The organism is Paenibacillus sp. FSL R7-0163 (genome assembly GCF_037969975.1).
Taxonomy (GTDB): Bacteria; Bacillota; Bacilli; order Paenibacillales; family Paenibacillaceae; genus Paenibacillus_AQ; species Paenibacillus_AQ odorifer.
This window is the reverse complement of sequence record NZ_CP150224.1, coordinates 864,120-885,983: the sequence shown is the minus strand read 5'-3', so window position 1 is coordinate 885,983 and position 21,864 is coordinate 864,120. Positions and strand designations below refer to the sequence as shown.

Genomic DNA, 21,864 nt, shown 5'->3' with positions numbered 1-21,864 from the left:
AGCACTGCTGCTTTATGGCGAGCAGAAACTGCCCGTCCTATATAGACAGACTACATGCTGACTTTGACCATGGCCGGACGAAGAACTCTATCTTTCAGAAGATATCCTTTTTGAACCTCTTCTGTAACGATACCCTCTTCGTACTCCTCGCTCTCAACCTGCATAATAGCCTGATGGTATTCAGGATTAAAAGGCTGTCCTACTGTTTCCATAGCTGTAAGCCCCTCAGCCTTCAATACTCCATCCAGCTGACGGAAAATCATATTAACGCCCTTCGCGAAAGCTTCGGATTCAGGATTAGCTGGAGTAGTGACTAACGCACGCTCGAAATTGTCCAGCACGGAAAGCAATTCCGTCAGGAGCTTGGAGGTAGCATATTGAGCCAACTCTTCTTTTTCCTTCTGGGTACGACGACGGAAGTTATCAAAATCAGCTTGTGCACGCAGTGCACGACCTTGATATTCATCAGCAAGATCCTGTAGGCGTTTCACCTCAGCACCTGTATCTGAAGCACCTTCACTAACGTTTTCAGCTGTAAATGAGTCGGCATCTGAGACTACTTCAGCCACAGGCTCCTCATTGATCAATTCCTCTTTGAATTCATTAGAATCTTGAACTTGTTCCTTTTTCAAGTTGTCTTCACCTCCTTAAAATCATTCACGAAATCATGTTGACTCTGTTCACTTATACCAGTGCGCCAGCATCGCTGTCAAATCTCGGGATAAAATGCCCAAGATCCCCATCACTCTTGCATATTCCATACGGGTCGGCCCAAGGATTCCAATGCTTCCTAGTGCCTGCCCATCAAGTGAATAAGTGGCGGTGATCAGACTACAGTTAGCGAACGCTTCGTGATTGTTTTCTGTTCCTATTCGTACTTGAATACCTGTGCCACCCACTGTAGGGGCCAGCATTTTGAGCAGTGTCGGTGTCTCTTCCAGCAGATCAAGAATACTCTTCACCTTGTCTACGTCTTTGAACTCAGGCTGTGTCAGCATATTCGTTGCTCCGCTGAGATAGATGCGCTGCTCTTGATCGCTTTCCAGCGCGGTGTCCAGCACCTGCATTAATTCTTCATAATGTGAGATGTGACGCTGCATTTCTTCGCCAAGCTCGGAATAGAGCCGAGTCTTCAGCTTATAGAGTGGTACATTGACCAGTTTACTATTCAGTAGGTTAACCACTTTCTCCATCTCGGAAACAGAAATCTCCGGCGGAATGTTCACCGTACGATTCTCAACTTGCCCCGTACTTGTGACGATAATGGCCACAGCGGTTGTATCATCTAGTGGTAACAACTGAAAATGACGCAATGAAGTATGAAAAACCTCCGGTCCCAGCAGGATGGAAGTATAATTCGTCATATTGGAAAGAATCATCGCCGCATGTTGGATTACCTGCTCCATTGCATTTAGCTTCTCGGCAAAAAAAGCGCGGATCGTGCCCATTTCTGCCGTTTCGGCGGAATTCCACGGTACCAAATGATCCACATAATATCGGTATCCTTTATGGGAAGGAATTCTTCCCGCCGATGTATGAGGCTGCTCGAGATAACCTAAATCCTCCAGGTCAGCCATTTCATTTCGAATCGTAGCCGGACTGTATCCTACATCTCCCCGTTTAGAAATGCTGCGAGATCCTACTGGCTCTGCCGATGAAATATAATCATCCACAATTGCATTTAGTATCATTCTCTGGCGATCAGTTAACATGTTATTCCCTCCTATCGGCTGTGGCTCCGATTCGTTAGCACTCGACTCAGATGAGTGCTAACCACTAATACAAAAATACCAAACTGACATTGACGTTGTCAAGTCAGTTCAGTATCTTAAGCACTGCTATTTCATCGCAGGCATGCTGCTTTTTACAATTCACGCAATCTGTCCATACTTTTTCGGGGAAAATCTCTTTCTGGACGACTTCAAATCCATTTCTAAGAAAAAAATCAACAGCATAGGTTAGTGCCATTACCTTTGGGATTTTCTGGTTCCTAGCTTCCTCGACCAGCTTCGCCAATATCATGGAGCCTACGCCTTTACCCTTACCTTCATCATTCAAGCCAATCGAACGAATCTCTACGAGATCATTCCCGAGCTTGAAAAGTGAACCACAGCCTACGAATCTGCCTTCGATTTCAGCAACTACGAATTGATCGATCTGGCGTGTCAGCGCCTGCCGGGAACGGGGCAACATGATGCCGCGCTGTGCATACTCTTCTATCATTAGATACAATGGCTCAACGTCTTCTACCACAGCATTTCTACAAATTACCTGTGCGTCTCCCGCTGGAGACGAATGGCGAATCATTTCCGTCTTGGCAAGCACTTTGGTTCACCCCTCTGTTGATAATATGAATAAATATACAACAGAGTGAATTACAATTCAAGGGGTATTTTAAAATTAAACTTCTGTCAGGGCGCCTACAAATTCAGCAAAAACATCGTTCCCAAACAAGATTCCTTGCTTGCTGAGTCGGTAACCCCCTGCTTCTTGTTCCAACAGCCCTGCATGCAGCATTTTATGCAAGGATTTCTCGAATACTTCCTCTATTGAACGCCCGAATTGCGCCTGAAAAGCTTCATTAGAGACGCCCTCATGCATACGCAATCCGACCATCATAAAGTCTTCCATCGCTTCTGCTTCTGAGATTGGGTATGCATCCAGTCGTGGCAGCCCTTTACGTGTTGCTTCTACATATGGATTTACGCCCTTAACATTAATATGCCGCTGACGCCCCACATATCCATGTGCTCCTGCTCCTAGACCATAATAATCTTCATTACGCCAGTAGGTGATATTATGGCGGCTCTCCATTCCCGGTTTCGCGAAGTTACTGATCTCGTATTGATTGTAACCAGCTTCCTTCATAGAGGACATCAACAGGAGGTACATTTGCAATTCATCTTCTTCATTAGGAAGAGGAAGTTTGTTCTTATTAAACAGCGTGTGAAAAAGAGTATTCTCCTCCACCTTCAAGCTGTAAATAGAATAGTGGGGTAGATCCAGCTCCAACGCCTTGCGGATACTTTCGCCCAACATCTCAACAGTTTGATTAGGCAGCCCAAACATCAGGTCAACTGAAAGATTATTTAGTCCAACTGCACGTGCATTCTCTAGGCTCCGGTATACATCATCTACATTATGAATCCGGCCGATGCCTGTGAGCAGCTCGTTCTGAAATGCTTGAACGCCAAAGCTCACCCGGTTCACGCCGCCTTCTTTCATAACCGTCAGCTTGTCCAGATCCGTTGTTCCAGGGTTAGCTTCCATAGAGAACTCAATATCTTTATCCCAGTTTGGGAAATGCGTACGAACAGACTTTAAGAAATAAGCCATTTCATCAGGTTTTAAAACAGTGGGTGTGCCTCCGCCGACGAAGATCGTTTTGATAACACCCGGAGGGGTGTTCTTGACGGTCTGCTCCATCTCTCGATCCAAAGCTTCGAGATAATCCATAACTGGCTGATCCTTGAGTACATAGGAATTAAAATCACAATAAAAGCACTTATTGGTACAAAAAGGGATATGAATGTATACAGCCTCAGGGGGACGGCCATTAGTCTTCGTTGTCATTAGCTGTCTCCTTTATATAAAAATATCGTTTGAATAGTGTAATCTAAAAAACAAGAAAAGGGAAGCCTGACGGCTTCCCTTCGAGGGCGTTCAATTATAAATGAACTCTATTTTAGAATACAAGAAAGTATAAGTTTTACGTTATCCTATATATTTTGTATTTCCCGCAGAAACGGATACCGTCCCTATAAAGTCGGCAAAGCCGTTGCTTCTTGATAAATCCGCATTTCCACAAGTTCGGCATGTACTCCACCGTTAGTTTCATGAATAACGATCCGGACAGCATCTGTAAGGACAGGCTTCTCTAATCGATGAACATTCTTCCGGCGATGGTTGTCTTTGACACGGAGCATGACTTGCCACGCGCCATCAATGAGCAGCTCTACATCATAGTTCTTTACCAGTTCAGGAATCACTAGAAATGGCGTTTCATGGTGATGTAAGTTGATGAGATCTTCATTGACATCATCATTAAAGGTGAAATGAATTTCGGAGACTGGAGAAGCATCCGGGAGACGCGCCTCTACCCACTCCGATCTACCCGCGGTCATCGGCTCAGAAACCCAGCTATGCGGTCCCGCGAAAGGTCGAACATATCCATCAATGACTTTAGATGCAGCATATGCCGATGTTTCTACTGCAAAGCAGAAATGCCTGCGTACAAGTTGTTTCATGCTCCACTCTATCACCGGCTGATCTGGCTGATGATCCTCCAGCGATGAATCAACAACGGATTTAGCACCTCGCTCAAATGTAATGACACCAGTGATTGGGGTTTCTGAAATATGCAATTGAAGGTGTTCATTAGCTCGAATAATAGCGAAGATATTACATTCGCCGATTGGACTACATTTCTCCTCTTGTATCGGAACTTCAATCCATTGCTGCTCTCCAGCCTGTACTGTTATAACATCAACCTGTTTGCACTCCGCCGGCACGTAATTTTCCGCGCGTCCAGTCGTCCAGATCTCCACGGTCAGCTGCGTCTGAATACTTGCTGACACAAGCAGCCTTAACCCACGGATACTTCCTTCAACCGGAAACAAAATCCCTACATCATGAGAAAGCTCATAAGCTTCGGCTGGGCGATCCAGCAGGATACCATTCATCGTGCTGGATGCATGAATCTCGCTTTTTCTGGCGAGGTCCAGTGGATCTTCGTTACGTAATCCAATAATCGAAGCATCTTGCTTTAACATCACCTGTTGCAATTCATGCATATACTGCTCGCGAATTTCACGAGGGGTCACACCTTTGATGACGGATAAAGCGGCACCTGTTCCAGCTGCTTCACCCATGATTGCACAGGTTGCCATAACGCGTGTTGTTCCAAAAGCCACATGAGATGCACTGATATTACGACCCGCGAAGAATAGATTCCGTACATTCTTCGAATATAGCGAACCAAATGGAATATGGTAGATCCCGTCCGCATGCAGATGCTTGGAGCCACTCTCTTGTGCGTACATCCCCTGTGGTGGATGTAGATCAATTGACCAGCCACCAAATCCAATACGGTCTGCAAATTCACGCTGCGCGAGAATATCATTTTGCGTTAGAATCGTATCGCCAACAAACCGTCTGTATTCACGTTTACCCGGAATCGAGCCAACCCACTCAAGCGTCATATTCTCGGCATCAAAATGGCCCGAGTTTTTGATATAATCCCAAATCCCATAAATAACTGAGGATAACTCATCACGTATGCGTTCATTCTCATCCACCGTATCAAGCTCGCCGCCCCACTCAATCCACCAGTAGTGACAGCCTGAATCCCCACTCCGAATGACCCGGCGGATCGGGATAGAAGTTGTTGTAATATCCTTAGCGAATGAGGGTGCAACATAACGTACCGGTTTTCCAGTATCCTGTGTATAAAATAATAATGTACTGCCTAATGTAATATTATCAGGCACTTCTGGTGCCCATTCCTCATTAAATTCATGACGGGCTTCACGTCCTAATCGGAAATCCGCTCCTGCTAGGAAGCCAACTAAACCATCACCCGTACAATCGATGAAAGCATCGCTCTCGAACGTGATTAAACGCTCAGATCCCATCATCCAGCCGGTCACACTCTGAATCGTACGCTCCTCTGCCTCACCTTCCGCTTCCACTTCACGTACATCGGTATTTAGGAACAAGCTGATATTCGATTCTGCCTTCACCGCTTCGAGCAAGGTTAGATCCCATAGATATGGATTCCCTTCCGGGTTCCGGTATTGATTCTCGATGAACAGCTCACCCATAATGCCTGTCTCACGTGCATAGCGATTTACACCATGTCCTGTTGCACCACATACCCAAACCCGAACTTCTGAACTCGAGTTACCACCAAGTACAGGACGATTCTGTACCAGTGCTACCTTTAACCCAAGACGTGCTGCAGCAATCGCCGCGTTCATCCCTGCAAGTCCACCCCCGACCACTGTCACATCGGATTTAACCGTTTCTGTTCTCATGTCAGTATCCCTCCTATAGTTAGCCTTTCACAGCCGAGCTAGAAATCCCTTGAATAATATATTTCTGACCTATGAAGAAGATAACAATCATTGGAATGATCGCAGCCGACGAAGCGGCCATCATCCCGTTGTAATCCACATTGTTCTCAAGAATAAAATTCTGCAATCCAAGCGGAATGGTATATAGCTTAGGGCTCTGCAAAAATACAAGCGCATTCTCATAATCATTCCATTGCCAGGAGAAATCAAGAATAGCAAACGTAGCGATTGCCGGCTTCGCTAATGGCAGAATTAAGCGGAAAAATATTCTGTAATGCCCGGCTCCATCCAGAAAAGCAGATTCCGTGATTTCCTTAGGAATGCCCATGAAGAACTGCCGAAGCATAAATACACCGAAGATCGAGAACATGGCTGGAAGGATTAGGGCCAAGTGCGTATTGTAAATCCCAACCCAGTTAAACATGATAAACTTAGGAACAAAAAGTACCTGTGGTGGAACCATCATCATGGATAGATATATGACAAATAGGCCATCCCGCCCTTTAAACGAAGTACGTGAAAATCCGTAAGCGGCAAGGGCAGATAGAAACACAGCTCCCGCAGTTCCAATAATCGATATCTTAAGTGAATTTAAATAATACGGAACAAAATCATAACTTCCTGTCCACACCCGAATATGATTGCTCCAGTTGAGAGATGAAGGCAGCCATTCGTTAAACACCTCGGCAGGTGTCTGAAAAGACGTGCTGAGCATCCATAGAAAAGGCACAATCATAAATAGTCCTAGAACAAACATGATGATCGTTACTGGCAGCTTCACCTTCATGTTTCCTGCTTTTTCATTCATACCGCCTGCTCCTTTAATTTATGGTTTCGGGGCCTCCCGCAAAGCTCCACTTTGTGGATTCATTTAGTAATGAACCCAGCGCTTTTGGCCGATCCACTGAATGACTGTAATAACGAGAATGACGGCGAACAAGAACCATGAAATAACTGAAGCGTATCCCATATCGTAATAACTGAATGCTGTTTTATAAACGAATAGTGATAAGACCGTCGTACTTCCGCTAGGTCCTCCAGCCGTAATGGCTTGAATAATCGAGAACGATTTCATCGTCATAATTAATCCGGTAATCATTAATAAAAAAGTTGTTGGACTAACAAGAGGCCATACAATTTTCCATGTTGTTTTGAATGTGCTTGCACCATCGATCCGGGCAGCTTCTAGTTGTTCTGTCGAAATTTCCTGTAGTGCTGCTAAATATATGATCATATTGTAGCCAAGCATCAGCCAGATCTGTACGATATCAATGGCATACATTGCGGTTTCCGTATCTGCAAACCATCCTGGCGGCGATGTTATGCCAATCCAGCGAAGCAGTTCATTGATGGGTCCCTGTGAAGGCTGAAATAGCAGCATCCAGACAAATGCAACGGCTACTCCACTAGAGATATACGGTAAGAAAAACATTCCACGTAATACGCCTTTAAGATACACACTGCGGTTTAGAAATAGCGCCACAATAAAAGCGAGCACCATCGATACTGGAACCGATATCAGGAATATCACCGTATATTTGATCGAGGCATAGAAATTATCGTCATGGAACAACCGTTTGAGATTATCCAGCCCGGTAAATTGCCAATTCGGATTTGAAAATTGATAATTCGTAAACATCAGGACAAAGGAAAAGATTGCAGGAATCACAAAGAATAAGAGAATACCAATCATATTCGGGAGAATAAAAGTCATGCCGATCCAGCCTTGTCTGTCCATCCAGCTTCTCCGCTTCACGGTATCGCCGCCTTTCGTATGCTGAAAAATGGGTACACGAAAGAGAAGAACGAAGAATTCTTCCTCCTTCTCTTTTGTGCTAGCTATTTCTTTATTTCATTAACTCTTGCGAACGGGTTTGCATATTTTTCATCGTGGTATCAATATCTTGCTTATTTAAGAAGTATTTTTCATACTCTTCTTTACGTGCATCAATGGCTTGTTGAGGTACATTTAGCTGGAAGGATGGGAATTTGCCGAATACAATATTATTCATTGAATCTGTATCATATTTGTCTTCTACACCATTCAAGAGAAGGCTCATCGCTTCCTTACTGTCTACACTCTTAGAGGCTGGAATACGACCCCCGCTTGCCATTGGCAGCATACCGCCATCCGCATACCATTTTGCGAACTCCCAAGCTGCATCCAGGTTTTTGGACTTTGCATTAAGAGCAAGCATGTCACCCACACCGCCCGAATATTTATAATCCTTTTGATCCTTATTCACTTTTGGAATAGCGGCGAACGCAGTTTTGAAATCATGCGGATAGTCCTTCAAGTTGTTCGCATTTCTAAAAATAAATTCACCGGCTGCCAGCATTGCCGCTTTGCCTTGCAGGAACATGGTATCAACCGGCATTTTACTGGTCAGCTGCTCCCCATATTCCGGTGTGGATTTGTCCACGAACATCATGTTATGCAATATTTCCAGGTGCTGTTTCCAGAGATCATTCCCAAAGTTTGAGGTACCATCCGCCTGTTTCACACCCATTCCAGCCAGCGTACCGTCCATCGTTGTTGAGAAGGAGGAATCTGCCTGCAGTAATCCGTACACACCAGGCTTCGTTAGCTTCTTCGCATACTCCTCAAGATCTGACCAAGTCCAGTCCACCGCAGGAATCGGTAATCCTGCTGCATCCAGCATATCTTTGTTCAACCATACAAACGCCATGTTTTTCTTTGTAGGAATCCCATAGTACTTATCATTGATTTTCCACATTGCTGCGTCCTCGCCGATCTGGCTGTCGATGTCATAGTCTGTTTTCGTGCTTAGATCCAAGGCAACGCCTGCATCCATACGTTTCTGTAAATGAGCAAGATCGTAGTTCATGAAAAGGTCTATGTTTTGATTGGTCATCAATGCAGTGTCTAGCTTTAAGTTGCCTGCATCGTCATTTACATTACGGATATACTCGACCTGAATGTCTGGATGATCTTTATTCCAGTTATCAATTACAGCTTGAGGCCCGGCTTCGGCAGGAACTGCCCCCCACATCGTAAGCTTTATTTTCTCCTTTGCTGTTTCTCCATTTGCACTGCCCTGCGCCTCATTACTTCCACCACTCCCACAACCAGCCAGCATCGTACCTGCTAATAAGACAGAAAGCACTGCAGGATACCACTTTTTCTTCATAGATAGCTTCCCCCTTGGAAGGATTATGTGTTGTGCTCTACATCTATAACTTTATCATCAGAGCGGATTTTGGGGGATGAACTACATTTGGGAACTTATAGAACGTTTTTTGGTTCTTTACGGAATTCATTTGGCGTGACACCACACCACTTTTTGAAGATTTTTATAAAATAATTATCGTTCTCAAAGCCTACCTGCTGCCCAATCTCGCTAATCGTTAGCTTCGTTTCTGCAAGCAGCATTTTCCCAGCCTGAATACGGCGTTCTTGAATATAATTGGTCAACGTTTTCCCTGTCTTTTTCTTGAATAAGTCACTTATATAGCTGGCATCCATCCGGATCAACTCTGACATGGATTTGAGCGAGATGTCCTCAGCATAATGTTCTTCAATATAAGCTATAATTTTGTTCATCTCCACATGATCTGTCGGTCCCGTTTGTTGCTTCTCCGGAAACCATTTATCGGCTTTCTTCATCTTCACCATTCGCTCCAGCTCGGCCTGAACCTTACCCATGGTCTGCTTCAAACCTTGGAGATCTAAAGATAACTTCAAAATGTAATCCGAAGCCCCAAATACGAGCGCCTGGCGGGCGTATTCAAATTCACTCAATGCGGTCAACATTACAAACCGGCATTCGAAGCCTTCCTCTCGCGCAATTTGAAGAAGCTTCACCCCATCCATCACCGGCATATTGATATCCGTCACTACCACATCAGGCTGAAGCTCACGAATCATTTGCAAGCCTACTTCTCCATTCTCCGCCTCACCTATAATTTCAAACGGGATTCCAGCCTTTAAGAATAGCTTCCGTATACTTTTAACCGCAGGTTGTTCATCATCCACAATTAACGTTCTCCACATGTGAGCTTACCTCCATCGTAAGGTTTTGAAATAAGGAATGGAAAATGGATGATCACTTCAGTTCCTGTATCCGAAGATACAATGTCCATACCTGTCCGTTGATTCTTGAACAACAGCTCTAAGCTCTCCCTAATATTCTGAACACCGATTCCTTTACGTTTCCGTGTAGCCTTATTCAGCTGTGCTCTTTCTATCCCCATGCCGTTATCTCTAACCTGCAGGTACAGCTGTTGTCCAGTCACCTTAGCGGAGATATCAATTCTCCCTTGTTTTACTGACTGACCGAAGCCGTGAATCAAGCTATTTTCAATTAAGGGCTGCAGACAAAATTTAGGGATTAACGCGTATTGCAGCTCCTCGTTGATATCATATTGAATTTCAATCCCATGTCCAAAACGTTGCCGCTGTATCTCCATGTAAGATTCTATTAGTACGATTTCATCCTTTAACAGGATCAAATCCACTTCAGTATTTAAGGTTGTCTCCAATATTTTTCCTAGTGCAACACAAATTCCATAAATTTCATCATCATCTTTATCTAAGGCAATGCTCTTTATCGTATTCAATGTATTTAGTAGAAAATGCGGGTTCATCTGCGAAAGTAATACCTGAAACCGAACGAATTGCTTCTGTTTTTCTTCAAGCTGAAGACGCTGCAACAGCTCATTTAAATCATGAATCATTATATTGAAACTCTGAGTCAGGGCAAGAATCTCTCCCCGCCCTTGCTCGGGTAATTTCATTTTGAGATTCGTCTTAGCGGTCATTTCCATCTTCTTCTGTAGCTTCTTAAGCGGTACTGTAATCGTCGATGATATGAAATAAGTTAATAGAACAAATAGCAGCAGAATGATTCCAAATCCACCAAAAAACCGTCGTTTCTGCTTGTCTACTTCAAGAAAAAGCTGTGCTAGCTGCACCTTTTTAACAACATAGCCATTTAACTCCTCGATGTAGCTGTAGGTGTATAAGCTTTCCTCCTTCGGGTTGACAATGGATGCAGCACGCCCCGTCTGCCGCTGGTTGGCACTCTTCACAATACTCTGCGCAATATCAGACGAAAAAGCCTCATCCTTAAGGGGATTAAGCATCACTCCCCCCAAGGCATCGAGTAGAAATAAAGCCCCTTCCTGTTTACTCCCTAACGTTGATCTAGTAAACCACTCCTCATAATCGATACTTAATCTTGCATAGGCATAAATATTCAAATCATTATCACGCATAACCTCATAGAGACTAAGCATTTTCTTACTTGTTGTACTTTCCCGGACCACATTATTCTTGTCATTCGGATTCCATATATATCGATTCGTTCCTTCTCGCTTCAATGCTTGAACCCAATCCTCCGATTGGATTTCGTCGTAGCTCAAAGTTTCCTTTGGCATAAAGGAAGTGTATGCGTTTCCATGAAGGTCGATTAAAGTATAATACACCGTCGCTCCACTCATGAAGAATGTATTTTCAATCGCTCCAAACTTGTTTTCAACGAGTTTTTTTCTCGTGATTTCATCAGATTGCTCGGGATTCTTCATTATCGATAAAATCGTCGTATCTTGTTCGAGTAATGACCCTGTTTTCATCACGAGACTCATGAGATCAACAAAACCATTCTTAATACCAATAAGCTGCTCTATGTTCTTCGTTTCCGCATTATCCTGCAGCATTCGTTCTGTCTCTTTAAAGTTATATAGAACGAGTATGGCAATGGGTGTTAGTACCAACAGCAAGAAAGCTAACAAAATCCGATTCTTAAAGGTACTTGGCGTAAGTTTCAAATATAATCGCTTCACGAGGAATCCCCTCACTTTGTATGTGCTTACAATCCTTCCCCCTATTGTAATCTGCTCCTGCTCAAAAAAATAGAGCCGGGATATTCTCCCGGCTCTACCTATTTTTTACTCGTCGATCTTCAGTACTGCCATAAACGCTTCTTGTGGTACTTCTACACTACCCACTTGCTTCATGCGTTTCTTACCTTCTTTTTGCTTCTCAAGCAGCTTCCGTTTACGGGAAATATCACCGCCGTAACATTTAGCAAGTACGTTTTTGCGCATCGCCTTAACGGTTTCACGCGCAACTACCTTCGTACCCACAGAGGCTTGAATCGGCACTTCGAACATTTGACGAGGGATAATCCCACGTAATTTCTCACAAATGATACGTCCGCGGTTGTAGGCACGATCGCGGTGAACGATAAAGGACAAGGCATCGACCTGCTCATTGTTAAGCAAGATATCCATCTTGACCAGATTCGAACGACGGTATCCACAAATTTCATAGTCGTAAGAAGCATATCCTTTCGTACCGGATTTCAACTGATCAAAGAAATCATAAACGATCTCAGACAGCGGAATCTCGTACGTAATCGTTACACGATTAGTATCTAGATATTCCATATTTACGAACTCGCCGCGTTTGTTCTGGCACAGCTCCATTACAGTACCCACGAAGTCGTTAGGCACAATGATCGCTGCTTTAACATACGGCTCTTCAATGTAGTCAATCGTACCGATCTCCGGATAATGTGACGGGTTGTCGATTTGGATCATTTCGCCATTGGTCAGCATAATTCGGTAAATAACACTCGGCGCTGTTGTGATTAGTGGCAGATTGAACTCGCGCTCAATCCGCTCTTGAATGATCTCCATATGCAAGAGTCCAAGGAAACCGCAACGGAAACCAAATCCAAGCGCGCTTGAGCTTTCCGGCTCAAAGCTTAGCGAAGCATCATTTAGCTGGAGCTTCTCCAAGGCCTCACGAAGATCGTTATAATCGGAGGTCTCAATCGGATACAACCCGCAATATACCATCGGGTTGATCTTACGGTAACCCGGAAGCGGCTCAGCAGTAGGATTCTTTGCGTCAGTGACAGTATCACCGACACGGGTATCTCCAACATGCTTGATCCCAGCTACGATAAAGCCAACATCACCGATGTTCAATTCATCGACAATGGTCATACGCGGCATAAATGCGCCAACTTCAATGACCTCGAAGGTCTTCTCAGTTGCCATCATCTTAATCTTCGAACCCGCACGGATCTTCCCGTCCATTACGCGCACATAGACGATAACGCCTTTGTAAGGATCGTAGTGAGAGTCAAAGATCAATGCTTTAAGCGGCTCTTCTGAATTACCGGATGGCGCAGGAACCTGCTTCACCACCTGCTCCAGAATTTCCTTGATTCCGATACCGGCTTTGGCAGATGCCATAACCGCTTCACTGGTATCCAGCCCGATAACATCCTCAATCTCCTGCTTTACCCGGTCAGGGTCAGCGTTTGGCAAATCAATTTTGTTGAGCACAGGTAGGATTTCCAAGTTGTTATCCAGTGCTAAATACACATTGGCCAGCGTCTGTGCTTCAATTCCTTGAGCCGCATCCACGACCAGCAGTGCGCCTTCACATGCTGCAAGACTGCGGGAAACTTCATAGGTGAAATCGACGTGCCCCGGTGTATCAATCAAGTTGAGATAATACTCTACACCATCGTCTGCACGATAGGTTAAACGCACGGCTTGCAGCTTTATTGTGATACCACGTTCGCGCTCCAGATCCATCTGATCGAGTACCTGTTCCTGCATTTCACGCGTGGTTAGTGCCCCCGTGTATTCCAAAATGCGGTCAGCTAGTGTCGATTTACCATGGTCTATATGTGCAATAATCGAGAAATTGCGAATTTGTTGTTGTCTTTTCTGAACGTCAGTCATTCCTTACCCCCACAGACAGCCTGATATTAATCCACTTATTATAACAGTACAAGCTTACTCCATCAATCCCGCGCTGGCCCAAAACAAAAGAAACAGCTATACACGATCCCGTGAAATAACCGTTTCTTCTAAATTTGCTGTTAATTTTCTGCCGAAGCGAACAATGAAACTACCCAGCGGATTCCCTTCTGGGAAGCCTGCTGCAAGAGACCTGCCGTCTTATCTGCCAGAACATCGACTGTAGGCTTTTGCTCCTCAGGAATTAGAATTTGCTCCGGAGATTTCGTACTATAATCATCCACAACTTGCTGAGGAGGATCTGCGGCTGGCGTTGTATTGCTATTTTGAGGCAAAGGAGAAACAGCCGTATATGCACCTGTGACAGGATCGATTACCATTGGCACATATACATAAGTCTGCCCACCCTGTGTCACACCATTCTTTTGCAGTTGTGGCTGTGGCTGCATGCCTGTTACTTGACTGGTCTGCGTAGTCGGGCTGGCATTCCAGCCGGGTAGAATCTTAGAGACTGTTGACCCACCGCTTCCGCCGAACTGCATCCCTAAGAGGATGCCAATCCCTGCCCAAATCCCAACCATAACCAGTTTTTTTCCGAAACGCGACATGTACACCACTCCTTTTTGATCCTTGGTAATTTATTTTACGAAGCTCCGTTTGATTTCTTTGGTGTTGTAGTGGGATTCGCCACTTTTTCAGGTGCGTTCACCTTCTGAGCGTCATGACTGCTCCAGTACACATCAGCGATAGCATCTGCCAAAATATCAGCCGTCCGCTTTAATTCCTCAGCCGAGTTATCAATTCCGCCCACTTCAATCAAAACACTATTGGGAGACAGGGTCTGATTGTACTCTCCGTTGTTGCCTTTACCCGCAGCTTTTCCCCATATCCCACGAGATATTCCCGGGTAATTCTTTTCAAGCTGTTGATGAATCTTATTGGCAAACTCTTCGTTCTTCTTCCAGTCTTTATTTGCATGTCCAATGATAAAATAGACCTGTGCATAGCTTTTCCCGTCAATAACAGCTGTTGTTTTGCTATGACGCTGCGAATCACGGTGAATGTCGATAAAACTATCCATTTCCTCATTTGCGCTGAGTGCTGATTTAACCAAGATCCGGGAATATTTATAGGAAAAGTTCCAGTTATAGTCGGTGACTTTGGTCGGAAAATCTTCTTTGGCATGAACCGTACCAATCCCGAGCTGTTCCAGTCTTTTCGTAATATATGATCCTACCAGCATTACATTTTTAGTTGAAACTCCGGAGCTGGGATTTTCATTTGCTGCCCCTAACAGAGGATTGTAGGCTTCTCTAGGATGTGAATGATAGATTAGAATCCGTTTGATCGAGGTATCCTTAGTGCTGTCTGTGCCGCTTTGCGGATTACTCTTATCCGTCCCTTCCTCCGCCGCTGATGGATCAGGAGATGGTGCAACCGTCGCTTCAGGCTGCTGTGTTGTAACATCTTCTTGCTTGTCCCCTTCGTCCGGAACAGAAGTTTCCGCATCTCCACTACCCTCAGCCAGCTCATCAGTCCCAGGATGATAATCCACTGGTGCTCCTGTAGATCCACCTGAACCTTTCCGCAAAAGAAATGGATCATCCGCCGCCATCCCCGGCACTTCACGAGAGACTAGACTCTTAGGGTCACCTGGATTCACGCTGGTCAGCAACTGAAATACGAAAGAAGTTACCTTTTCACCTGAAAAAGCGGATGGCTCTTTACCCTGCGGTAAATGCGGCACCTCCATCCCCAGCAGCTCCATGAAAAAACCACTAGACAGGGAGGCGGCAAGCCCCTTCATTGAAGGAATGGGTGAAGAGCTAAGCTTCTGTCCGGCCAATCCACCAGCTCCAAGCAGCATAAAAAATACTAGTGAACCTCCGGCCAACAGCAGCATCGTTCTCCCCAGCGATAAAACATCCAGCATTTTTCCCCTTAAACGGCCGATGTTCCAAAGCTGAAACCATTTTTTATTCATTGTAGTTATTTCCTCCTCCAGCCCTCTGTAATCTCTTATACTCCAAATCTATGAGTGCAAGAGCAATACTAGAACCGAAAATGAGAGAATAGACATAAAGCCCGTACAGGATACCTTAATTCAGCATCCCGCCGGGCTTAACAAACCATAATTCAGTTAGTGGGTATAAGCGCCAACATTCTCAGGATCAACCGCATCATGTAAAGCCGCATTCAGACCACTGGCCACGATATTCGCGATCCCTTCAATAAATTCATCGATTTCCTTGGGAGTGACGATCAAATCGTGCCCCAAGGGTTCAAGCACTTCCTTCACTAATGACAAGCGTTCCTGCTCAGAGATATCGTCCAGCATCCCCATGATTTCCTTAGTATGGTTTGCTCCTTGCCCGAAGTGATTTTTCATCATCTCCAGCACATTATTTACAATAGTTGATGCATAGCAGACAGTGGGCACTCCGATTGCGATACAAGGAACACCCAGAATTTCTTGGGTTAATCCACGTCGCTTGTTGCCAATCCCCGAACCGGGATGGATCCCAATGTCCGCAATTTGAATCGTCGTATTGATACGCTCCAGTGACCGGGATGCCAACGCATCTATGGCGATAATAAGCTCAGGTTTCGTGCGATCCACGATTCCCTGCACGACCTCACTCGACTCAATTCCAGTCAGCCCAAGCACTCCAGGAGCAATAGCGCTCACCTTACGATAACCAGGGGAGATCTGATCCGGAACCAACTCATAGAACTGCCGTGTAATGAGTGAGTTCTCCACCACTAAAGGACCCAGTGAATCCGGTGTAACATTCCAGTTACCAAGACCAACAATCAACACAGATGCATCCTTGCCAATCCCAATTCTGATCAAAAAGTCCTCAAATTCGCGGGCAAAAACTTCTGCCACCTTTTGCTGCAAGCCTGTATCTCCGCCACGCAGAGCGGGTACCTCAAGGGTTACATAGTTGCCAATTGCGCGTCCTATTGCCTGTGATCCGGCAGCATTAGCTACACCAAGACGGGTCACTTTAATCCCATCAGACTCTTCCACTTCTTCGTTCACACCAGGGATTGGCGTTCGTTGTGGGCCTTGAGCCATTTCCTTTGCCTCTAACGCCAAATCGGTGCGCACAGAATATAGCTGCAGATCCGGTTCCATTGTGTACCAGCCTCCTAAAAGTTTTGTAAGCATACACTTCCATGAATTACTTCGAACAAAACTCACTTCGAAAGCAGCTGCTTAGTTTTGTAAGCATACACTTCCATGAGTTCATCCTCATTTGGCAAGCTTCTGCCTATGCTCTTTTGTCGATAGTGTGCGAGAGAAAGCCAATGTTTATGCAGGATACGGAGGTTTAATTTGAAAGCTTTAAGTATTGCTTTTTGCTACCGGTCATGCTAAACTATTTTAAGTTGTGAATCATTTGATAATGATTTCGAATGTCTTACAGGAGGTGAATGCAATGCCAAATATTAAATCCGCGGTTAAACGCGTAAACACGAACGAAAAACGCCGTGCACTGAATGCTTCCCAAAAATCCGCGCTTCGTACAGCTGTGAAAACTGCTGATGTAGCTCTGACTGGTACGGAAGTAGAAACTGCTCAAGCTGCTTTCCTAGCTGCTTCCAAAAAGCTGGACAAGGCCGTAAGTAAAGGTCTGGTTCATAAAAATGCGGCTGCCCGCAAAAAATCCCGCTTGGCGAAGAAATTGAACGCTCTTACGGCTCAAGCCTAAGACGACATTCATAATGAGCAATTGAAGAACCTGACCGCTATGCTTCATACGGTTAGGTTTTTTTGTGTCTATTAATTAATAATAAGTAGTGTTAGTTACTTTTAAGAGATGTGTGTTAAATGAAAGAAGACCACCTTAGAGAGGCGGTCTTCTTTCATTTATTTTTTCTCTTTTTTCATTTCATAATAGTTACCATCCCATAAGAAAATCATCGTTTGATCGTCTTTAACAATAAAACTGCTGCCGGGATTCGTCCAATTATTTATAGATACCGTCTTAACCGATTCCGTTTCGATCCCAAGGTCACTTAATTCATTTCTGTATTCGTTAAAATAGTCATCCTTAGTGATGTTCTCTTCCTTATATTCAGGGCTCATAATTTCATCTTTATCAAAAGATGCTTTTTCTATCGAATAAGTTACTCGCATTCCAATAAGCTTTTCATCCTCCGCTGCCGAGACAGGTGTAGAACCTACTATACTTTGTACACTCCATTCCCCAAAATAAGAAGGTGCATCTGCAGAGGTATTCGTATTCGCAGGCGAATCAGAGGCAGATCCTGACGGTGAATTAGTATCCGTTTTGCCACAGGAACTAATTAGTAGAACGAGTAAAAGCAGTGCCGAATATTGAAATATTCTTTTCATAGTCAGATCATCTCCAATACTCTTTCCCTTCTTAGCTCAGACACCTAAACGCAGCATGAACAGCTCCAGCCCTAGCACTTTGTCTATAGCCCCTGTTTTCATTTTATAATCCAGATCCGCCAATGCACTTAAGATTTGCCGCAATCGTTCACTGGAGAACTTATGGGCCTGCTCCCCAGCAAGCTTAACCGCATAAGGATGCAATCCGATCTGTGACGCAATCTGTCCCTGCGAATAACTATGTGCTGATAAATCCTTAACCTGCAAAATAATGCGGAACTGCCGCGCAACCAGCGCTGCGATCTTGATCGGTTCCTCACGCTGCTTCAGCAGCTCATATAATGTATCAAGCGCCTTATCAAGACGCAGATTAGCGATATCCTCAACAAGCGTAAACACATTTTGTTCTGTTCCACGATGTACCAGACTCTCTACGGCCCCCGCATCCACAGTGCCGCCCTTACCAGCGAATAAACAAAGCTTGTCCATCTCTGCAGATAAACCTTGTAAGCCGGTGCCTGCATTCGTTATAAGAATTTCTGCAGTGCCAGGTGCCATTACACAACCACGCTCACGAATTCCTTTTTCCACCCAGCGCAGCAGCTCTTCTGCTCCCAGCGGATTAAATGCTAATACTGTGCCCACTGATTTGACAGTCTTCACAATTTTTTTACGCTCATCCAGCTTATCATTATTCACCATAAAGACGATCACACTGAAGTCTACAGGATGCTGCAAATAGTCACTTAAAAGATCTATACGATGCTCCAGTTTGGCATTTTCTTTGCCCGCTGTAAATAACGAGGCATCCCGCACCAGCAATAGTTTACGTTCTACCATAAATGGCACAGTCTCCGCTTCTTCTACCACAGCCTGCACCGGCGTCTCAGAGAGATCAAAGGGAATAACTGCGAAATCACGATCCTCTTTAGCAATCAGCTGTTCTTCCAGCAGTGCCGTGAATTCATTCATTCGAAATTTCTCACTGCCATATAAAACATACAACGGTGAGATCTTCCCTTGTTTGATTTCTTTTATCGCCGTTTTGGCATCCATCCCGCCACTTCCTTTTCCATTCATCTAGCCCATTTTGTCCAGAGTTCTATTGTAGCAAAAAAAACTACAAAAATGCATGCAAAAACGGAGAAACTCTGGCAGCCATGGCCAAAGCCTCTCCGTTTAAGCGGCGCATCTATATAAACGACGGAGTGCGAAGCTCTAGAAACTCCACATCCGGCGGTCATACCGATGTTCTGCAAAACCTATACTTTCTAGTTCCTGTCCTGTTGATATAGTATATTCAGAAACTTCGAAAAAAGTTCCAACCCCACTTTAATTTGTTGAAGATGAGGTTGGAGTGTTCGTTGGGGTCGCTCCAGGGGATGCAGCCGGACTTGAAGAAGCAGTAGCTGCTTCCTGTACAGTGTACACCTTGGTCACATTCACACCATCTTTTTCTGTCACGTACGTAAACTTCGAGCTGTCCGCGGACCATTCACCAGAAATCCAATTTCCTTCTAGCGGATAAGAGTTTACGGCTAACCGTTCTTCCGCTGAGCCCCCTGGCGACTTCTTATAAATTACAAGCTGCAACCCAACAAATTCTATAGCATACTGACCATCAGGAGAAGTCCAGGTCTGCACATTAGGATCTTCAGAACTGCTTAAGCTCATAACTTCCCGTCCGTAGTCATATGGAAACTTTAAAGAATCCTCCATCGGTGGAGCAGAATCGGCTGCGCTGTCTGAATTCATATCAGCAGTTTGCTCCTTATTATCCACCTTTAGCTGATTGCTACTGGCGTTGCTAGAATCTGAATTTTGAGATTTCGTGGCGACATCCTGCCTTGGCGGAGCAATCTTCTCTGTCGGCTTAGGATCTACGCTTTGAGGCGGTTCAGTGATCGACCGCCCTCCAGCTCCCGCTCCCGCATCAGCTGCATCCGCCGGTGCACTTGGCATCGAGGCAGGGTCCACTGGTCCCGTCGCTCTATCTAAAGCGGCGTTATCTTCGTTCATCTCCGGTGCATCCATCTTAAACTGCGCAGCGCCCTCGTTCTCTCCACCAGCGGCAGGTGAAGCTCCATCAGAGTTAGCAGTAATAGAAGCTTGCGATTCCATTGCTGTATCCTTAGTATCATCGCTGGCTGTTTTAGCGCTATCCTGCATCCTTTGTTCCACTTCTGCCCCAGGCATTTTATCGGGCATATTAAATATTGCGATCCCTAATAGAACGGCAGCTGCAATAGCTCCAATGCCTGTCCGTGTTGCTATAGAGGTTCCCTTGGCAGGTTTACCGCGGGAGCTTTCACGTGAAAATGGGACAACAACCGGCTCCTCAGATCTCACAGCACTTTGTTCACGACTGCTTCGATCCAATTCTGCAAGCTGAGGTAAAATAGAGTCAACCAGACTAAACGGGGGTTTCACGTCTGGCAACTGCTCCAATTCATTGGAGAGAAGTGTCAGGCGCTCAAAGACTTCCGCGCAGGAAGGACAATTATCGATATGACGGAACATTTCAATAATCTCATCTTGACTCAAATCTTTGTCTAAATAGCGGTGCATCCATTCCATCACCTCCGCGCATTTCATCCCGATACACCACCTTTCTGGTACTCCTGAAGTCTATTCTGCAGTTGCTGTCTAGCCCGAAATAAGTATGATTTCACTGTATTCAAGGGCAAATCCAGACAATCTGCAATCTCGTTGTAAGAAAAATCCTGTAAATAGCGCAGGACGATGACTGTCCGATGATGCTCGGGCAATTGATCAATTGCTTCACGTATATCCTCAGCTAAATAAGAGGATAGAACCTCACGTTCCACATTGTGTTTATCCTGAAACACCATTTCATGTTCATCAATAGAAACTGTAGGTTTAGTTCTTCTGAATTTATCAATGCAAATGTTAGTGACGATTCGCTGAACCCACGTTTTGAACTGGGCCTTCTCCTCATATGAGCCGATTTTTGTATAAACCCGGATCAAGGCTTCCTGAGATGCATCTAACGCATCTTGTTCATTATGCAAAATGTAGAAGGCCGTTTTATATACATGTCCTTCAATTTCTCGCAATAGGGTGATTAGAGCGTCGCGATCGCCCGCTTGAGCGGCTCTGATGAGTCCCTGCTCCACCACGAAGGTTCCCCCTCTCTATGCAATCTTACTGACGCGCAAGACTGCGAATTTGTTGCAACCGTGTAATTAATATTTTTAGCCAATAATTCCTACTAAGCATACAGGGGAAACAACAATCATTCAAATACTCTTTTTCACTATCTTAGTAACAAAAATGACATCAAAAGAAACGGCCTATCCCCTTGTCGGAAATGAAGCCGTCTGTCTTAAATATTACCCTCCGGAATCGGGCAAGAAACTCTATTTATAGAGCGCAATTTTGCAGAGCATGAAGACCGCGTAGTTTTCCCTAGTCTCATCATCCACCACATAGGCTTCTCCATTCTCAAATAATTGAGGGTTATTGTAATTGCGCTCTAATCTGTAGATCTGCCCTTCCGTCACCTTACAACCATGGAATGCCGACTCAATTTCTACGTACTCAGCATCATCTTCATCCGCTGCTTGATACAGCGCTTTGTCATTATAAGCAGGCATATACTCACTCCCGGCTGGATAATAGATCCTGACGTTCAGTCCATGTATCACTACTCTTCTATTA

At 44.8% G+C, this 21,864-nt stretch carries 20 protein-coding genes; 1 reads left to right on the top strand and 19 read right to left on the bottom strand.

Annotated features, from left to right (window positions below):
• Positions 1–50: 50 nt before the first annotated feature.
• From grpE to gpr, 14 genes are all read right to left on the bottom strand, one after another.
• Complete coding sequence (gene grpE / locus NST45_RS03785) at positions 51–632, bottom strand: nucleotide exchange factor GrpE (RefSeq protein WP_036677491.1); 582 nt, start codon at positions 630–632, stop codon at positions 51–53.
• A 48-nt stretch (positions 633–680) separates the two neighbouring features.
• Complete coding sequence (gene hrcA, locus NST45_RS03780) at positions 681–1,712, bottom strand: heat-inducible transcriptional repressor HrcA (RefSeq protein ID WP_036677493.1); 1,032 nt, start codon at positions 1,710–1,712, stop codon at positions 681–683.
• Between the two features lie 103 nt (positions 1,713–1,815).
• Complete coding sequence (locus NST45_RS03775) at positions 1,816–2,307, bottom strand: N-acetyltransferase (RefSeq protein WP_051490987.1); 492 nt, start codon at positions 2,305–2,307, stop codon at positions 1,816–1,818.
• A gap of 93 nt (positions 2,308–2,400) precedes the next feature.
• Complete coding sequence (hemW, locus tag NST45_RS03770; protein WP_036677494.1) at positions 2,401–3,573, bottom strand: radical SAM family heme chaperone HemW; 1,173 nt, start codon at positions 3,571–3,573, stop codon at positions 2,401–2,403.
• 185 nt (positions 3,574–3,758) lie between these two features.
• Positions 3,759–6,035, bottom strand: a complete 2,277-nt coding sequence (locus NST45_RS03765) for an FAD-dependent oxidoreductase (protein WP_076099002.1) — start codon at positions 6,033–6,035, stop codon at positions 3,759–3,761.
• Between the two features lie 19 nt (positions 6,036–6,054).
• A complete protein-coding gene (locus NST45_RS03760; protein WP_036677500.1) occupies positions 6,055–6,882 on the bottom strand; it encodes a carbohydrate ABC transporter permease in 828 nt (275 codons plus the stop codon).
• A 63-nt stretch (positions 6,883–6,945) separates the two neighbouring features.
• The gene (locus tag NST45_RS03755) at positions 6,946–7,830 is read right to left on the bottom strand and encodes a sugar ABC transporter permease (protein WP_232061438.1); all 885 of its coding nucleotides are present in this window, start codon (positions 7,828–7,830) and stop codon (positions 6,946–6,948) included.
• Positions 7,831–7,921: 91 nt separating this feature from the next.
• Complete coding sequence (locus NST45_RS03750) at positions 7,922–9,226, bottom strand: extracellular solute-binding protein (RefSeq protein ID WP_038572941.1); 1,305 nt, start codon at positions 9,224–9,226, stop codon at positions 7,922–7,924.
• A gap of 95 nt (positions 9,227–9,321) precedes the next feature.
• The gene (locus tag NST45_RS03745; protein WP_036677509.1) at positions 9,322–10,089 is read right to left on the bottom strand and encodes a response regulator; all 768 of its coding nucleotides are present in this window, start codon (positions 10,087–10,089) and stop codon (positions 9,322–9,324) included.
• Positions 10,074–11,879 (bottom strand): histidine kinase, encoded by a 1,806-nt coding sequence (locus tag NST45_RS03740; protein WP_235219398.1) that lies wholly within the window; start codon positions 11,877–11,879, stop codon positions 10,074–10,076. The genes NST45_RS03745 and NST45_RS03740 overlap by 16 nt, the downstream gene beginning before the upstream one ends.
• 105 nt (positions 11,880–11,984) lie before the next feature.
• A complete protein-coding gene (gene lepA / locus NST45_RS03735; RefSeq protein ID WP_036677511.1) occupies positions 11,985–13,799 on the bottom strand; it encodes a translation elongation factor 4 in 1,815 nt (604 codons plus the stop codon).
• A gap of 140 nt (positions 13,800–13,939) precedes the next feature.
• Entirely contained in the window at positions 13,940–14,425 is a 486-nt protein-coding gene (locus tag NST45_RS03730) for a hypothetical protein (protein WP_036677514.1), read from the bottom strand.
• 35 nt (positions 14,426–14,460) lie between these two features.
• A complete protein-coding gene (locus NST45_RS03725) occupies positions 14,461–15,801 on the bottom strand; it encodes a stage II sporulation protein P (protein WP_036677516.1) in 1,341 nt (446 codons plus the stop codon).
• 156 nt (positions 15,802–15,957) lie between these two features.
• The gene (gpr, locus tag NST45_RS03720; RefSeq protein ID WP_036677518.1) at positions 15,958–16,959 is read right to left on the bottom strand and encodes a GPR endopeptidase; all 1,002 of its coding nucleotides are present in this window, start codon (positions 16,957–16,959) and stop codon (positions 15,958–15,960) included.
• 304 nt (positions 16,960–17,263) lie between these two features.
• On the opposite strand from gpr, the gene rpsT reads away from it, so the two are divergent.
• The gene (rpsT, locus tag NST45_RS03715) at positions 17,264–17,536 is read left to right on the top strand and encodes a 30S ribosomal protein S20 (protein WP_036677521.1); all 273 of its coding nucleotides are present in this window, start codon (positions 17,264–17,266) and stop codon (positions 17,534–17,536) included.
• Positions 17,537–17,694: 158 nt separating this feature from the next.
• Here the strand turns inward: rpsT and NST45_RS03710 are convergent, their stop codons facing one another.
• The 5 genes from NST45_RS03710 to NST45_RS03690 form a co-directional block, all read right to left on the bottom strand.
• Positions 17,695–18,183: a hypothetical protein gene (locus NST45_RS03710; protein ID WP_038572946.1), complete on the bottom strand. Its 489-nt coding sequence runs from the start codon at positions 18,181–18,183 to the stop codon at positions 17,695–17,697.
• Between the two features lie 36 nt (positions 18,184–18,219).
• Complete coding sequence (gene holA, locus NST45_RS03705) at positions 18,220–19,239, bottom strand: DNA polymerase III subunit delta (protein WP_036677525.1); 1,020 nt, start codon at positions 19,237–19,239, stop codon at positions 18,220–18,222.
• Positions 19,240–19,515: 276 nt separating this feature from the next.
• The gene (locus tag NST45_RS03700; protein WP_076099001.1) at positions 19,516–20,778 is read right to left on the bottom strand and encodes a zf-HC2 domain-containing protein; all 1,263 of its coding nucleotides are present in this window, start codon (positions 20,776–20,778) and stop codon (positions 19,516–19,518) included.
• A complete protein-coding gene (locus NST45_RS03695) occupies positions 20,775–21,323 on the bottom strand; it encodes a sigma-70 family RNA polymerase sigma factor (RefSeq protein WP_036677530.1) in 549 nt (182 codons plus the stop codon). Before NST45_RS03695 ends, NST45_RS03700 begins: the two co-directional genes overlap by 4 nt.
• Before the next feature lie 240 nt (positions 21,324–21,563).
• A complete protein-coding gene (locus NST45_RS03690) occupies positions 21,564–21,800 on the bottom strand; it encodes a hypothetical protein (RefSeq protein ID WP_036677533.1) in 237 nt (78 codons plus the stop codon).
• Positions 21,801–21,864 lie beyond the last annotated feature (64 nt).